We start from the raw sequence: 14288 nt of genomic DNA, 5'->3' as shown, positions 1-14288 counted from the left end.
TCCAGCGGGATCCCTCACCTCTACCTCCACCCCATGAGCGACAACGAATTGACCGCGCGCATCATCCCCACCGACTTGCAGCGGGAGATGACGCAGTCCTACCTGGAATACGCCATGAGCGTCATCGTCGGGAGGGCTCTGCCAGACGCGCGGGATGGCTTGAAGCCAGTGCATCGCCGCATTCTCTATGCCATGCACGAGCTGGGCCTGACGGCGGATCGCCCTTTTCGCAAGTGCGCCCGGGTGGTGGGGGATGTAATCGGGAAATACCATCCCCATGGAGATCAGGCAGTTTACGAGGCCCTGGTGCGCATGGCCCAGGACTTCTCCATGCGGGAGCGCCTGGTAGACGGGCACGGCAACTTTGGCTCCATCGACAATGACCCACCGGCGGCCATGCGCTACACCGAGTGCCGCCTCACCGCCTTTGCCCAGGAAGCCCTGCTGCAGGATATCGACGCCAACACCGTTGACTTCATCGACAACTACGACGGATCCCAGCAAGAGCCACTGGTGCTGCCGGCGCGGATCCCGCAGTTGCTGTTGAACGGCTCTTCCGGGATTGCTGTGGGCATGGCCACCAACATCCCGCCCCACAACCTAGGAGAGCTGGTGGATGGCCTCATTGCCCTAATCGAAAACCCCAACCTGACCAGCCTGGAGTTGATGCACTGGATCCCAGGGCCAGACTTCCCCACAGGGGGGTTGATCCTGGGCCAGGAGGGCATCCGCGAAGCCTACACCACCGGGCGCGGCTCCATTACCCTGCGGGGAGTGGCCACCATCGAGACCATTGAGCAGCGGGGCCGACCGGCGCGGGAGGCCATCGTGATCACCGAGCTGCCCTACCAGACCAACAAGGCAGCCATGATTGAAAAAATTGCCGAGTTGGTCAATGAGAAAAAACTGGAGGGCATTGCCGACATCCGCGACGAGAGCGACCGCAGCGGCATGCGGGTAGTCATTGAGCTGAAGCGGGATGCCCAGCCCCAGGTAGTGCTCAACAACCTCTACAAACAGACCCCCCTGCAGATCAGTTTTGGGGTCAACATGCTGGCCATCCTCAACGGCAAGCCCTGCACCTTGACGTTGCGGGACGCGCTACAGGTTTTTCTGGATTTTCGGGCAGAGGTCATCGAGCGGCGCACCCGCTACGAGCTGCAAAAAGCTGAGGAGCGAGCTCACCTTTTGCAGGGGTACCTGCTGGCTTTGGGGCAATTGGAGCAGGTGATTGCCCTTATCCGGGGAGCTGCTGATCCTGCCACAGCCCGCGCTGAGCTGCAGAGCCAACTGGGGCTAAGCGAAGCGCAGGCCGACGGCCTCTTACAAATGCAACTCCGCCGCCTCACTGCCCTAGAAGCCGAGAAAATCCAGGCCGAACATGAGGACCTGCTGCGGCAAATTGCCAATTTGCGGGACATTCTGACTCGGCGGGAACGGGTGATGCAAATTATCTGCGAAGAGCTGCAGCAGCTTAAAGCCCGCTTTGGGAGCCCGCGCCGCTCCCGCTTCTGCCTGGAGGACGGTGAGCTGGAGGTGGCCGATCTTATCGAAAACCGCGAGACGGTCATCTTCCTCACGGAACAGGGCTACATCAAGCGCATGGACATCGAAGAATTTCGGGTGCAGGGACGAGCCACCCGCGGCAAGGCCGGCGCCCGCATCAAAGACGACGATGCCATTGCCCAATTTTTTACCTGTCGCAGTCACGACACCCTTCTCTTTTTTACCAACCGGGGGGTGGCCTATACTCTGCCCGCCTATCAGATCCCCCAAGGGAGCCGTACCGCCCGCGGCAGCGCCATTGTCCAGTGGCTGCCGCTAAGCCGGGAAGAGCGGGTTACCTCCATGGTGCCCGTGAGCGAGTTTAGCGACGATGAATACCTGGTGATGCTCACTCGGGGGGGGTACATCAAAAAAACGGCCCTCAGTGCCTTTGCCAACGTTCGCTCCAATGGCCTGATTGCCATTTCTCTTGAAGAAAACGACGAGTTGTGCTGGGTGCGCCGTGCCCGCTCTGGCGACGATGTGGTCATGGCAACTCGCCAGGGCATGGGCATTCGCTTCCGCGCTGACGACGAGCAGCTGCGTCCCCTAGGGCGGCCTGCTCGCGGCGTGCGAGCCATTACCCTCAACCCCGGCGACGCCATCGTCAGCATGGACATTCTCTCTGCCGAGTTGGTGAGGGCTGCCGAGCAGGAGGGAGAGCGGCTAGCCAATCCCTGGGTGCTGGTAATCACTAAGGAAGGCCGGGGCAAGCGCCTGGCCATTGACCATTTCCGCCGGCAAAACCGTGGCGGCAAGGGGGTGATCGCCACCAAGTTCCGCCAGGCGTCGGATGAGTTGGCGGCCCTGCGCATCGTCAATGCCGAGGACGAAATCCTCTTGGTAACTGCCAGAGGCATTGTCATGCGCCAGTTGGCCAAGGCCATCCCCACCCAGTCCCGCGAGGCCACTGGAGTGCTGGTGCAGCGCCTGGATCCCGAAGACAGTATCGTCGGGGTGACGGTGGTGCCTGCCTCATTTGTGGGGGAGGAGATCCCGGAAGGTGAGGCCTGAGGTACGGCATTTGCCGCCTCAAAAGGGTGGGATCCCGTACCGAGGGCAGCAAGGCGCAGGTGCTAAGTTGGGCATAGCCCAAATTGCGGGAGCGGTGAGAGCCTGAGGGATCAGGCAGGCCGTCCAGTTGGGCTTTACCTGCTGTGTTTGGGGAGCTTGGTAACTCCATGTCCAGCCCAATCAACTTCATTCCTGGCTTTGAGGCTGTGCCAACGCCTAGCCCCAACAACCGGCTCTGGCAATACCTGCAGTCGCAGGATCCCAGCGTTTTTCAGGATATTGCCCGCAATTCTTCCCCAGAAGTGCTGGAGATCCTGGGCTATAACATCCGCAGCCTGCTGGGCAGTTTGCCGTCCGACCAATTTGGCGTTCAAATCGTCACCAACCGCGAGAGTTTGGCAAAGATGCTCTCGGGTGCCATGATGGGGGGCTATTTTCTGCGGGTGATGGAGCAGCGCCTGGCCCTGGAGCAGTCTTTGGGCAACTCACCCCCTGCCATCGACGCCTCCCAACCTTCCAACAACGCAGAGCAACCCTCGCCAAGAGAAGGCGAGAGTGCTCAGTAGCAGCGGGCTAGGACTGGTTGGCCTGCAAGCTTCAATGGGGGAAAAGGGATCCCAGTTCAGCCGCCCGCCGCGGCGGATTTTGGTCTGCCCGGATAGCTTCAAAGGATCCCTGACGGCCAAGGCAGCAGCAGAGAGCATTGCCCGCGGGATCCAACAGGTGTTGCCCCAGGCGGAGATAGAGCTGCTCCCTCTAGCCGATGGGGGCGAGGGTACCCTGGAGACCTGGATGCTGGCGCTGGGGGGAGAAAAACGGGGGCTGTGGGTCACCGGCCCGCTGGGGGATCCCGTCTGGGCCGAGTACGGCGTAGTAGGCGAGCGGGCGCTGCTGGAAGTAGCCCAGGTGGTCGGCCTAACCTTGGTGCCTCCCCAGCGGCGGGATCCCACCCGCACCACCACCTATGGCCTAGGGGAGCTGTTGCGGGCCCTCTGCCGGGATCCCATTGCTGAGATTTGGATAGGGCTGGGCGGATCCGCCACCGTGGATGCGGGAGCGGGCATGGCCCAAGCCTTAGGCTATCGCCTCCTGGATGGGGCTGGGGATCCCATTGGCTGGGGGGGAGGGGAGCTGGCCCGGCTGGCGCGCATCGAGCCGCCCAAGCAGCCTGTCTGGCAGGGCAAGTGCATCCGCGGCCTTTGCGACGTACAGAACCCTCTCACCGGCCCGTTGGGGGCGGCTGCCGTTTTTGCGCCCCAGAAGGGCGCCACTCCCCAGCAAGTAAGGCAGTTGGAGCAGGCCCTGCAGCACTGGGCCAGAGTGGTGGAGCGCGACCTGGGCCGGACGGTGGACGGGATCCCTGGCGCCGGCGCTGCCGGTGGGCTGGGGGCAGGGCTGGTGGCCTTTTTGGGAGCCACCCTGGAGTCCGGGATCCAGCTCTTGGCCCAGCACTTGGCCCTGGCGGAGCGTATCCGTCACTGCGATCTGGTGATTACGGGCGAGGGCTGTCTCGATGAACAGAGCAGCATGGGCAAAGTGGTGGGGGCAGTGCTGGAGCAAGCGATTGCGGCGCAGAAGCCCTTGCTCATCCTCTGTGGTCAGGCCACGCCGGCAGCTCGGGCTAACTTGACTGCCCGATCCCTTCCCATCAGGGTTGGCGCCCTCTGTGACCGGATCCCGGATGTGGCCGAAGCCCAGCGCCAGGCCGGCTATTACCTAGCCCAGCTGGCTGCTCAGGAGTTGCGAGCCCTCTGCCAGCTATAATGGCTGGAATCGTGACTTTAGGAAGCCATGGCTAGGATTGAGTTTTCTCCCGGCATTGAGGAAGTACCCACCCAGGTACGGCTGCTGAAATCCAAAACCGGCAGCCGGGGATCGGCGATTTTTCGCTTCGAGGAGTTAAAGACCGATACCCAAAACATCCTCGGTATGCGGATGATTGACGAGGAGGGGGAGCTGACCACCCGCAACATCAAGGCCAAGTTCCTCAACGGGGAATTCAAGGCCCTGGAAGTAATCTACGACATGGAAACCGAAGCCGAGTGGGAGCGCTTCCTGCGCTTTATGGAGCGCTTCTCGGCGGCCAACCAGATGGGCAGGGCCTAATCCCCTCCTCAGCCTTTGGACTTTTTGCTGCCGGAGCCCGACTTGCGCTTGCTTTGGGGTTGTCCGGAAGCTGCTTCCTTGGGTTCTGCCAGCGGCGGACGCCGTTTGTGCCAGTCGGTGCTCTGCTCGTAGGCGTAGGCCACCCGCAGCACCTTGCTCTCCTGCAAGACGTTGCCGATGATCTGCAGGCCAATGGGCAGGCCGTTGGCAAAGCCACAGGGCAGGCTTAGGGCTGGCAAGCCCGCCAGATTAACCGGGATCGTCATTAGGTCGCACAGGTACATGCTCAAGGGATCCTCCCGCTCCCCTGCTTTAAAGGCCGGCGTGGGGGTGGTGGGGCTGACCAGTACATCCACCTTCTCGAAGGCCCGCAGAAAATCTTGCTTGATCAAGGTGCGCACCTTCTGGGCCTTGAGGTAGTAGGCATCGTAGTAGCCGGCAGAGAGGGCATAGGTGCCAAGCATAATGCGCCGCTTCACCTCTGGCCCAAAGCCGCGGGCGCGGGTCTTGCCATACATAGCCAAAAGCGAGTCGGCAGGTTCCCGCAGGCCGTACTTGACGCCGTCGTAGCGGGCCAGATTGGAAGAAGCTTCCGAAGGAGCAATGATGTAGTAGGTGGCCAGGCCGTAGCGAAAGCTGGGGCAGTCAATCTCCAGGATCTCCGCCCCCAGCTCCTGCAGGTGTTGGATAGCCGCTTCCACGGCAGCGCGGGTTTCCTCGCTGCAGCCTTCTCCCAGCAGGTTGCGGATGACGCCAATCTTGAAGCCTTTGATATCGGGGATCAAAGCCTGGCTATAGTCCGGGATCTCCACCCTGAGGCTAGTGGAGTCCATGGGGTCATGGCCGGCAATCTCCTGCAGCAGCAGGGCCACATCCTCCACGGTGCGCCCAAACGGCCCCACCTGATCCAGAGAAGAGGCAAAGGCCACCAGCCCGTAGCGGGAGACCAGCCCATAGGTGGGCTTGAGGCCAACCACGCCACAGAAGGCTGCCGGCTGGCGGATGGATCCCCCCGTATCCGATCCCAGAGCCACCACCGCCTGGTCTGCCGCCACCGCTGCCGCCGACCCGCCTGAGGATCCCCCTGGCACCCGTGTCAGGTCCCAGGGGTTGGCGGTGCGCTGGAAGGCGGAGTTTTCCGTGGAGCTGCCCATGGCAAACTCGTCCAGGTTGGTCTTGCCCACCATCACCATGCCGGCTGCCGCCAGCCGCGCCGTCACCGTTGACTCGTAGGGCGGAATAAACCCCTCCAGCATCCGAGAAGCACAGGTGGTGCGGATCCCTTGGGTGCAGAGGTTATCTTTCACAGCCAACGGGATCCCGGCCAGCGGGCCAATCGCCTCCCCGGCGCGAATGCGGGCGTCCACGGCTCTAGCCTGCTGCAGCGCCAGCTCCTCGGTAACAGTAATAAAGCTCTTCAGCTGCGGCTCCAGTTGGTGCAGGCGCTCTAGGTATTCGCGGGCAATCTCCTCGGCCGAGCGCTCTTTGCTCACCAACTGGCGGTGCAGGGCACGGATAACAGACATAGGCAAACTCGCTAGGGAAGGGAAAGGCCGATCGAGCAACGTCAAAGTTCTCTCTAGAGTAATCCAGCACGGATCCCTACTAACTCCCCTCTCCCCCAAAGAGAGGGGCTGGGGGTGAGGGCCAGCGCGGCGCGCTTGGGCCTACCGCCGTTCCAAAAAATCGTGGCGCAGATCCCGGATCTCCTGCCGCATCTCCCTCATCTCTCGGGCCATCTCGTCGGTGCGCCGTTCGAGGGCTTCGGTGCGCCGTTCCAGGGCTTCGGTGCGGCGTTCAATAGCTCGAGTGCGCTCGTCAAAGCGCTCCAGCGCCTCGCGGAAAAACTGGGCCAGCATTGCCTGCCCTTCTCGCAGTTCTTGAATCAGAAGCTGCTGATTTTGTTGGACAAGACGTAGCTCCTGCTGGGCCGCTTGCAGCTCCTGGATGGCGCGGATCAGCCACTCTTCTTGTTCCGGAGTCATTATCAACTAGAGCGAGAGGATGCCAAAATCCTACTACCAACTCCCCTCTCCCTGAGGGAGAGGGGCCAGGGGTGAGGGCAATGGAGAGTAGGGAACTCGAATCCCTGACCTCTGCGGTGCGATCGCAGCGCTCTACCAACTGAGCTAACTCCCCGTGACTTTACCAGAATAACCCAAGTCTGCCGCCAAGATCTCCCCCGCCTGCAGCTCCAGCCCTGCAAAAACCTTCGAGGGCACCCGCTCGGATGCCTTCAGCTCCAGCAGGTCGTACCAGCCCTCGTGCAACAGCAGCAGGCTCACCTTCTCCTCCATCGGATCCACAATCCAGTACTCACCAATGCCCAAAACGCAGTATTCCGCCCGTTTGGCCCGGTAGTCCGCCGCCCGGCTTGATTCACTCACCACCTCCACCACCAACAGCGGCGGCGGATCCTCCAAGCGAATGAGAGCCTCTCGGGATCCCATCTCCTGCCACTGCTGCAGAGGCAGCACCACCACATCCGGGATCCGCACCGTATCCCAGCGGTTGCCCCGCGGCGACTGGATCCCGATAGCCATCGGCTGAGAAGTCCACGGTAGCCCCTGGCGCCGGATCTCAGCTCGAAAAGTGGTATTGAGGAAATCCACAATCTGACCATGCCGTCCGGTTGGAAGGGCCAGCGGCACCAACTCCCCCGCCACCAGCTCATAGCGGGTATCGCCGCCCTCGGAATACTTGAGGTACTCTGCCAAGCTCAAGCGAGCCGCTGTCGGCCCAGGAACGGATCCTATTGTCAAAGCCACAGCCGCCTCCAAAAGCCACTCTGCTGCCATCCTAACCCCCCTCTCCCTCAGGGAGAGGGGCCGGGGGTGGTCGCGTGAGCGGCGCGGAGCGCTTGGCCTACCGCCGTTCCAAAAAATCGCGGCGCAGATCCCGGATCTCCTGCCGCATCTCCTTCATCTCTGCCACCATCTCGTCGGTGCGGCGTTCTATAGCGCGGGTGCGCTCGTCAAAGCGATCCAGGATCCAGCGCCTCGCGGAAAAACTGCGCCAGCATCGCCTGCCCCTCGCGGACTTCCTGAATCAGAACCTGTTGCTTCTGTTGGACAAGGCGCAGCTCCTGCTGAGCAGCTTGCAGCTCTTTTTGGGCAGCCTGCAGCTCTTGAACGGCCCGGATTAACCACTCTTCTTGTTCTGGAGTCATCGTCAAAAATCCTACTCCCCTCTCCCTGAGGGAGAGGGGGTGGGGGTGAGGGCCTCAGTACAGCGCCTCTTCTTGATGGGTGATGATGGTGCAGTCAGAAGTAGGGTAGGCCACGCAGGTCAACACATAGCCCTGCGCAATCTGATCGTCATCCAGGAAGGATTGATCACTTTGATCCACCGTGCCGCTTACCAGCTTGCCGGCACAGGTCGAACAGGCCCCGGCGCGGCAGGAATAGGGCAGCTCGATCCCTTGCTCCTCCGCCACATCCAAAATGTACTCGTCGTCCGGCACATCGATGGTAACGTCCAAGCCCCGCTCTTCGTTGATCAACCGAACTTTGTAGACAGCCATCCTGCTTGGGTCTCCAGAAAAAACGTCCACTCCTCATCCTGCCACCCTTCTGCCCCGGATCAAGCACCCTTTTGCCAGGAAATAGGCAAATCTTCTGGTTTTCTGGGGACAAAGCCTCAACCCCCCGCCCAGCAAGGATCCCACCCGCCCCCCAGACCGCGCTGCATCCCCCTGGATCCCAACTTCTCTTGGAAAAAAAGAGCAAGACTTGTCAACCTGGGCAGATCTGCCTGTATGATTTACGGAGTAACCAAAGCAAGCGCTGACACAAGCGCGCGTGCGTCTCCCGCCCGAACGGCAAGCCCCTAGCCTCATCAGTTGCTTTGGGCCAGTCAATCGGGTAAGTTAAGGGAAGTGTTCAGCCGAACCCTACTTTTTTGGTTAAGAGGAGAAAAATGAACGGAACAATCCAGAAGTGGCTGCTAAAGTCACTGGGTTCTTTGACCTTAGCGTCTGCCGTGGTACTTGTGCCTGTGATCCTGACGGGCTGTGGCGAAGATAGCTCTGGCCCGGCAGTGCCTGTGCCGCCCCCACCGCCGCCGGCCCCTCCGGCTCCCCCGGCCCCGCCGCCAACTCCCACGCCAACCCCACGTCCCTCGGGAACGGTTAACGTCACTCCTGAGAGCAACATCAGTCAGATCATCGCTTCCTCTGATCCAGCTCAGCCTCTTACCATCGTTCTCCAGCCGGGTGTTTACCGCCAGAACATTGTCATCAACCGCAGCAACGTTACGGTGCGCGGTGCAACCGCCGTTGTGGGCGATGCCATCGTGGTGGGTGCAGCTACCGGCGCTCCCGTGCAAGTGACCAACAATGCCAGCGGCGTTGTCCTGGAGAACTTTAGCATTCTCAACACCCGCTCTTTGGAACCCATTGAGTACGGCATTAATGCCGAAGGCGCCACCGAAGTTACCGTTACCGGCGTCGATATTGTTCTCTTTCCAACGGTAACCACTCCGGCCTCGCGCGGGGTAGCTATTGGCTTTGGCTCAGCGGCTGCCGGCGCCACCTCCAAGAACCTGACAGTAACCCGCTCTAACCTGTTTGTGGCTGGCGCGGGCAGCTCGGCAGGCATCCGCATTGCCGGCGACAACGCGGGCATCAACCTGCGGGTGGAGACCAACAACATCTTCTTGGGCTACGAATCTGTCCCCGACATCCCAACTCAACTGATCAACCTTGCGGCCCAAGATGTGGGTGCCGGCTCTGCCGCCATCTTCATCGAGCCGGCAGTGACGGGGCTGAGCCTGACTTTTGCCGGCAACACCATTACCCCAAGAACGGCAACGGCCAACGTCTACGCCATTCGTGACGACCGCGGCAGCGGCTTGAGCGCGGCTGAGCGGCGCGCCATTGTGGCGGCAGGCAGCGGCCTTGCTTTCAACAGCAACACCAGCAACGTCTATCTCTCCCTCACCCGCGCCATTGCCGAGGCGGCCGGCCCCAACCCGACGGTGACGGCAGGCCCGGGTTCCTTCACGGCAGAAGGTGAGATTGTGATCCCTGCCGACAAGCCGGGCCTGACGCTGAACTCCCTCGACGGCACGAGCACGCTGCGCAACGTCAAGATCTTGGCCAACGATGCTACCCTAGGTGGGACAGAAGGCAATGGCTTCCGCATTACGGGCACCCGCGGATCGGATCCGGATGCAGGCGGCCCGGCGGTGGACTACCAGGTGGGCATTGGTGAGTGCGACCTAGCCAACCAAGGGGCGCGCAACGTAGAAGTTTCCTTCAACGACTTCGCACGGCCCACGCAGGCCGACACCTACGTCTCTGTCCAAGTCTGCGACTTCTCGCAGGCCGATATCTACAAGAACCTGCTGCGCGGCTACACGCTTGCCGGCGTGCACGTGGTGTCGGCAGAGCCTGCCACGGTCACCATCCGCGAGAACCGCTTCGAGGCTTCCATCAACAGCCCCTTCTTCATCGCCGACATTGTGGATCGGCAGACCCAGGCTTCGGGCAACCTCTCGCCCTTTGCCAAGGCCTCGGTGACGGGCAACGTCTTCAACCAACCGCCTGAAGGCACGGGAGCTATCTACGCTCGTCCGAGTGTTGACCTCACGCCAACTGCGGCTACGGAGTTGGGCGGCGAGGGCACCATTCTGCAGGCTTTCTTCAACAACACCATCACGCCAACGCCCGTTCCCGGCGTTACTGTGTGTGGACGCGTCGAGAGCTTGGCGGGCGCGCCGGGCAACCTGGTGAACTTCTTGGATAGCTCGCCAACGCTGGTTCCCTTCACCTCCAGCGTCTTCGACGTGGTGTCGGATGCCCTCTGCTCAGCGGTGGGCTTTGGTCCAGGGGCCAGCCTGCAGTTCCGTCCAGGCGGCACGCCACCAGCGACACCCACACCGACGCCGACGCCTGCGGGCCCGCAGCTCACCATCCCGGGGCTGCCTGCCAACGCGACGGTTACCATCCGCCAGGCCGATGGCACAATCATCGCCACCTCCACGTCGGTATCCGGCAACGTGGCCACCTTCCCTGGGCCGTTCACCATTCCCTTCGGCGGCCAGATCCGGATAACGCCGGCCATTGACTCGCCGTCGGCAATCACAGTGGGTGGTACGACGCTGAACACCTTCGACAACACCACAAACCCCGGCAGCACCACCTACTTCAACTTCGGCCCGGCCATCTCGGTCAACTAGCCTTGGGCTAGCGCTATCAGGGCGACCTGTTTCTGTTGAGTCAACAAAAGCGTTGCTACACACTGCCAGGTCGCCCTTTCTTCTCCGTCTTGTCTGCGCACTCCCGGTTTTTGGGTTCCCTGATGTACGTTTTGGCCCCTGGTTGGTATTCTATTACCAGGTTTGATATGGTTTTCCCTGTTGAGTGAGCCGGGCTGCGCTTGTCAAGACTTCAACCCTTGGTCAAGACCTTAATCTTCGGAGATTTGGACGATGTCTAACCGCAACTTTCTGCCTGGCTTGCGCTCTTCCTTGGTCTCTCTGGCCCTGGCTTCCTCGCTGGCGGGGGTGATGGCCGCCTGCTCTTCCGACACGCCCACCGCTACGCAGGTGCCCTCCACCATCTCGGCGCAACTGCCCGAGACGGCAACCCCCGCTAACGACAGCATCGCCTTCTACTACGACGGGGTGAAGACCTCCATCACCATCAAGGACGCGGCCATCCTGTTTGCCGCCAGCACCCAGAACACTAGCGACGCCAGCAAGATCGTCAACTTTGTCAACAACACCCTCAAGGCGGGGCCGATTACTGCCGCCGATGTTACGGCGCTGGGCGACCCGCTCAAGCCGGCCATCTCTGACTTTACTGGCGATGGCGTGGTCAACATCAACGATGTGGCGGTGCTGTTTGCCATTGCGAGCACGGGCCTGCCGCCGACGGCCAGCAAGGTTAACACTTTCCTCAGCGGCACGCTGAAGCTGGGAGTGACGGTAACGCAGGCGCAGTTGGATAGCTTCTTCAGCGCAGCGACGCCAACGCCCACACCGACGCCAACGCCGGCTCCTTCGATTGTGGTTTCGCCCACCTCGATTCCCAATGCGACTGCCAGCGCGGTCAAGGTTATCAACGTCAAGCTGGCGCAGGATCCGGGCGGGATCAAGACGGTGACGGTGACGGGGCCGACGGGCTGGAACATTTCGCCCACGAGCTTGACCTTTGACAGCAGCAACTTCAACGTGAACCAGCCGGTGCAGTTTACGGCGCCGCTGACGGCGGTGGGGCAAACGCAGAACATCACCTTCAGCGGGCCGGGGCTGGGGAGTGTGGATGTGCCGGTGACGGTGACGCCGGTGCCCAACACGTTCTTCTTGGATCCGGTGAACGGCAGTGACGCGAATCCAGGGACGGCGGCGGCGCCGTGGAAGACCTTTGAGGGGGTGCTGAAGGTAGGGGTTGACCCGTATCAGAGCAAGCTGGTGCCGCTTTTGCAGCAGGGTGAGAATGTGACGATTCAGATTGTGGCGCCGGCACCGGTTACGCAACAGCTCTCTGGCAATCTGACCACCACCGTGCCCGGCAACGGCTCGATTACCATCGTAGGGCCGGCAGCCTACACGCTTGAGATTCCGGCTCTCAAAACCCTGACACTGGATCAGAACGTTAAGCTAGAGGGCTTCTCTATCAAAGTCTTAAATAATAATGGCCTCACACTCAATGCAGCTTCTGCGGCTGTTATCAACGCAGCGATCACGTGCAAGCCCGGTGCTGGTAACGCTTGCATTAAGGTTGACGCAGCGAATGTAAAACTTTCTGGCAACAAGATCACGTTCTCAGCCGATACAACTGCGATACTGGTGAACCAGTCTAACGTTGTCATCAAGGACAGCCAATTTACATCAACTGATGCTGGCACTGCTGGTCAGAACACCTTTGCCATACAAGTAGCAGCGGCAGGGACAAATGCTGCCATCCTCAACTCTAAGTTTGACCTGTCTTCGGTGCAGACAGCTGGTATTCCAGCTGCTGTATCAATTGATTTGGCCGCCGGTGCTAATAATGCCACTATCAAAGGCAACAAGATTATTGTTTCTGGCACTGCTAATGGAGTCGGTATCCGCGTGCTTAGCGCTAGTAACATAGTCCAAGACAATGAGATCAGAGCTACCGTACCCGGGGTAGGTATAGGCATCTTCGGAGCAGTTAATATCCTCAACGACCCCCTGAATGGCAACTCTTTCCCTGAGCCGCCGGCTCTTTTCAAGAAGGTCCTATAAGGTGTCGCCTTAAGGTTAGCTGGTGCTGAAGTCTGGCTTTGCTGCCCCCCTTGTGGGGGCTTTTTGTCGGCCCAACGGCCCTGCGCTGCCGGATCCTCTCCCTGAGGGGGAGAGGGGTCGAGGTCTGTGGTAGGCTAACACCAGCTTAGGTAAGAGGTGAGTATGGCCAAAAGGTTGGTCTGGCTGTTGGGCCTGGTGCTGCTGGGGTGTGCCGGCAGGCCGCAGGGCCCTTCCCTCTGCAGCAATGCCCGCCAGGTCACGGCGGAAGAGGTGCTGGCGGCCAAGAATCTGGCCGGCTGTCAGCTCCTCGGGGTCAATCTGGCCAACGCCAAACTGGCTGGGATCCATCTGGGCGAGGCGGTGGTGCAGGGGGGGGTTTTCCTGGAGGCGGATTTGTCGGGGGCCAATTTGGCCAAGGCCTATGTGGAAAACTCGGCCTTCAACGGGGCCAAGCTGCGGCGGGCCAATTTGCAGGGGGCCCGCTTTCCCGATTCCAGCTTCGCCGAGGCCGACTTGACGGGGGCCAATTTGCAAGGGGCCGACCTGCGGCGGGCCAACCTCAGGGGGGCCATCCTGGCAGGGGCCAACCTCAAGGACGTGCTGACGGACGGGGAGACAATCTGCCCCAATGGGGAGCGCGGCCCTTGCCAGTTCCCGTAGGGCGGCGGTCTCCGGCTAGGATCATCTTCCAAGCCGGCGAGAGCAGCCCATGTCGGAGCGGTTGGAGCGGGTGGAGGCCATTCTGGAAGTCTTGGCTCAGCAGACGCTGGCCAACGCCCAGAATACGGAGGTCATCCGCCGAGCTTTCGAGGCCATTGCCCAGAACACGGAGGCCATTGGGCGAGCTTTTGAGGCCATTGACAAGCTGCGGGCCCGCATTGCCGAGCTGCGCGACGTGGTCGAGCAACAGAACCGCGCCATCACCTACCTCCTGAGCCAAGACTAGTCCAGGAGCCGGGAGCACCTGGGAAGAGGGTGTTCGAGGAGCAAGCAGGGGCAGGCCATCCCCAAGACCAGCGCTTTCTCGGCCAAGCGGCAGCCCTGCCCAAGCGGTGGGCGTTAGCAAAGGGGCAAAACCGTTGGATCCGCAGCGGCAAAAACTAAGCAATAATTTTCCCCAGTTCCCAGAGGTGAGCTAGCTTGCACTTGTCCAAGACTTCAACCGCTGCATAAACTTTTGCTGCCCTTCTATTGGAGATTGAGAATGTCCAACGGCAACTTTCCACGCAGCCGGCGCACTTCCCTAGCCTTCTTGGCGTTAGCTGGCGCTCTGGCCGGGGTGATGGCTGCCTGCTCTTCTTCTTCAGAGACTCCTCTGATTGTTCCCACCCCCACGCCGACACCGACGCCGACACCGACGCCCACCCCCACGCCGACACCGACGCCGACACCGACGCCCACCCCCACGC

General features: G+C 61.2%; 15 protein-coding genes and 1 tRNA gene. 10 read left to right on the top strand and 6 right to left on the bottom strand.

All coding sequences use genetic code 11. The annotated features are described in order from the left end of the window. Positions 1 to 33: 33 nt before the first annotated feature. The 4 genes from gyrA (at position 34) to psb28 (ending at position 4665) form a co-directional block, all read left to right on the top strand. Entirely contained in the window at positions 34 to 2559 is a 2526-nt protein-coding gene (gene gyrA, locus NW830_RS04320; RefSeq protein WP_414360815.1) for a DNA gyrase subunit A, read from the top strand. Between the two features lie 167 nt (positions 2560 to 2726). Then, positions 2727 to 3125, top strand: a complete 399-nt coding sequence (locus NW830_RS04315) for a DUF760 domain-containing protein (protein ID WP_414360673.1) — start codon at positions 2727 to 2729, stop codon at positions 3123 to 3125. Beyond that, positions 3115 to 4323, top strand: coding sequence for a glycerate kinase (locus tag NW830_RS04310; RefSeq protein WP_414360676.1), 1209 nt, complete (start codon positions 3115 to 3117; stop codon positions 4321 to 4323). Before NW830_RS04315 ends, NW830_RS04310 begins: the two co-directional genes overlap by 11 nt. A gap of 27 nt (positions 4324 to 4350) precedes the next feature. Further along, positions 4351 to 4665 (top strand): photosystem II reaction center protein Psb28, encoded by a 315-nt coding sequence (gene psb28 / locus NW830_RS04305; RefSeq protein ID WP_414360678.1) that lies wholly within the window; start codon positions 4351 to 4353, stop codon positions 4663 to 4665. Between the two features lie 8 nt (positions 4666 to 4673). On the opposite strand, the gene gatA is transcribed toward psb28, so the two are convergent. From gatA to NW830_RS04275, 6 genes are all read right to left on the bottom strand, one after another. Further along, positions 4674 to 6191 (bottom strand): Asp-tRNA(Asn)/Glu-tRNA(Gln) amidotransferase subunit GatA, encoded by a 1518-nt coding sequence (gene gatA / locus NW830_RS04300; RefSeq protein ID WP_414360679.1) that lies wholly within the window; start codon positions 6189 to 6191, stop codon positions 4674 to 4676. A gap of 141 nt (positions 6192 to 6332) precedes the next feature. Then, positions 6333 to 6650, bottom strand: a complete 318-nt coding sequence (locus tag NW830_RS04295; protein WP_414360681.1) for a hypothetical protein — start codon at positions 6648 to 6650, stop codon at positions 6333 to 6335. An 81-nt stretch (positions 6651 to 6731) separates the two neighbouring features. Then, positions 6732 to 6804 (bottom strand) — tRNA-Ala (locus NW830_RS04290). Then, entirely contained in the window at positions 6795 to 7463 is a 669-nt protein-coding gene (locus NW830_RS04285; protein ID WP_414360683.1) for a Uma2 family endonuclease, read from the bottom strand. Before NW830_RS04285 ends, NW830_RS04290 begins: the two co-directional genes overlap by 10 nt. A 176-nt stretch (positions 7464 to 7639) precedes the next feature. Further along, positions 7640 to 7834, bottom strand: a complete 195-nt coding sequence (locus tag NW830_RS04280) for a hypothetical protein (protein ID WP_414360684.1) — start codon at positions 7832 to 7834, stop codon at positions 7640 to 7642. A 54-nt stretch (positions 7835 to 7888) separates the two neighbouring features. Beyond that, positions 7889 to 8188: a ferredoxin gene (locus NW830_RS04275; protein ID WP_414360687.1), complete on the bottom strand. Its 300-nt coding sequence runs from the start codon at positions 8186 to 8188 to the stop codon at positions 7889 to 7891. A 395-nt stretch (positions 8189 to 8583) separates the two neighbouring features. Between NW830_RS04275 and NW830_RS04270 the strand changes: the two genes are divergently transcribed. The 6 genes from NW830_RS04270 to NW830_RS04245 all read left to right on the top strand — a co-directional run. Then, positions 8584 to 10845 (top strand): hypothetical protein, encoded by a 2262-nt coding sequence (locus NW830_RS04270; RefSeq protein ID WP_414360689.1) that lies wholly within the window; start codon positions 8584 to 8586, stop codon positions 10843 to 10845. 252 nt (positions 10846 to 11097) lie between these two features. After that, complete coding sequence (locus NW830_RS04265) at positions 11098 to 12879, top strand: hypothetical protein (RefSeq protein WP_414360692.1); 1782 nt, start codon at positions 11098 to 11100, stop codon at positions 12877 to 12879. Positions 12880 to 13041: 162 nt separating this feature from the next. Beyond that, positions 13042 to 13539 carry a pentapeptide repeat-containing protein gene (locus tag NW830_RS04260; protein ID WP_414360695.1) on the top strand — a complete coding sequence of 166 codons (498 nt, stop codon included), beginning with the start codon at positions 13042 to 13044 and terminating at the stop codon, positions 13537 to 13539. A gap of 49 nt (positions 13540 to 13588) precedes the next feature. Then, positions 13589 to 13825 carry a hypothetical protein gene (locus NW830_RS04255; RefSeq protein WP_414360696.1) on the top strand — a complete coding sequence of 79 codons (237 nt, stop codon included), beginning with the start codon at positions 13589 to 13591 and terminating at the stop codon, positions 13823 to 13825. Between the two features lie 29 nt (positions 13826 to 13854). Then, on the top strand, positions 13855 to 13983 hold the full coding sequence (locus tag NW830_RS04250; protein ID WP_414360698.1) for a hypothetical protein: 129 nt from the start codon (positions 13855 to 13857) through the stop codon (positions 13981 to 13983). Between the two features lie 100 nt (positions 13984 to 14083). Next, a partial coding sequence (locus tag NW830_RS04245) for a hypothetical protein (protein WP_414404568.1) occupies positions 14084 to 14288 on the top strand: 205 nt, incomplete at its 3' end.

This window comes from Synechococcus sp. OH30 (assembly GCF_047462175.1).
Taxonomy (GTDB): Bacteria; Cyanobacteriota; Cyanobacteriia; order Thermostichales; family Thermostichaceae; genus Thermostichus.
This window is presented reverse-complemented; position numbering and strand designations above follow the sequence as displayed.

What these genes read in the sequence shown, in the direction of transcription:
- gyrA (WP_414360815.1), top strand. Translation starts at nt 34, where the DNA reads ATGAGCGACAACGAATTGACCGCGCGCATCATCCCCACCGACTTGCAG.
- NW830_RS04315 (WP_414360673.1), top strand. Translation starts at nt 2,727, where the DNA reads ATGTCCAGCCCAATCAACTTCATTCCTGGCTTTGAGGCTGTGCCAACG.
- psb28 (WP_414360678.1), top strand. Translation starts at nt 4,351, where the DNA reads ATGGCTAGGATTGAGTTTTCTCCCGGCATTGAGGAAGTACCCACCCAG.
- gatA (WP_414360679.1), bottom strand. Translation starts at nt 6,191, where the DNA reads ATGTCTGTTATCCGTGCCCTGCACCGCCAGTTGGTGAGCAAAGAGCGC.
- NW830_RS04295 (WP_414360681.1), bottom strand. Translation starts at nt 6,650, where the DNA reads ATGACTCCGGAACAAGAAGAGTGGCTGATCCGCGCCATCCAGGAGCTG.
- NW830_RS04285 (WP_414360683.1), bottom strand. Translation starts at nt 7,463, where the DNA reads ATGGCAGCAGAGTGGCTTTTGGAGGCGGCTGTGGCTTTGACAATAGGA.
- NW830_RS04280 (WP_414360684.1), bottom strand. Translation starts at nt 7,834, where the DNA reads ATGACTCCAGAACAAGAAGAGTGGTTAATCCGGGCCGTTCAAGAGCTG.
- NW830_RS04275 (WP_414360687.1), bottom strand. Translation starts at nt 8,188, where the DNA reads ATGGCTGTCTACAAAGTTCGGTTGATCAACGAAGAGCGGGGCTTGGAC.
- NW830_RS04270 (WP_414360689.1), top strand. Translation starts at nt 8,584, where the DNA reads ATGAACGGAACAATCCAGAAGTGGCTGCTAAAGTCACTGGGTTCTTTG.
- NW830_RS04265 (WP_414360692.1), top strand. Translation starts at nt 11,098, where the DNA reads ATGTCTAACCGCAACTTTCTGCCTGGCTTGCGCTCTTCCTTGGTCTCT.
- NW830_RS04260 (WP_414360695.1), top strand. Translation starts at nt 13,042, where the DNA reads ATGGCCAAAAGGTTGGTCTGGCTGTTGGGCCTGGTGCTGCTGGGGTGT.
- NW830_RS04255 (WP_414360696.1), top strand. Translation starts at nt 13,589, where the DNA reads ATGTCGGAGCGGTTGGAGCGGGTGGAGGCCATTCTGGAAGTCTTGGCT.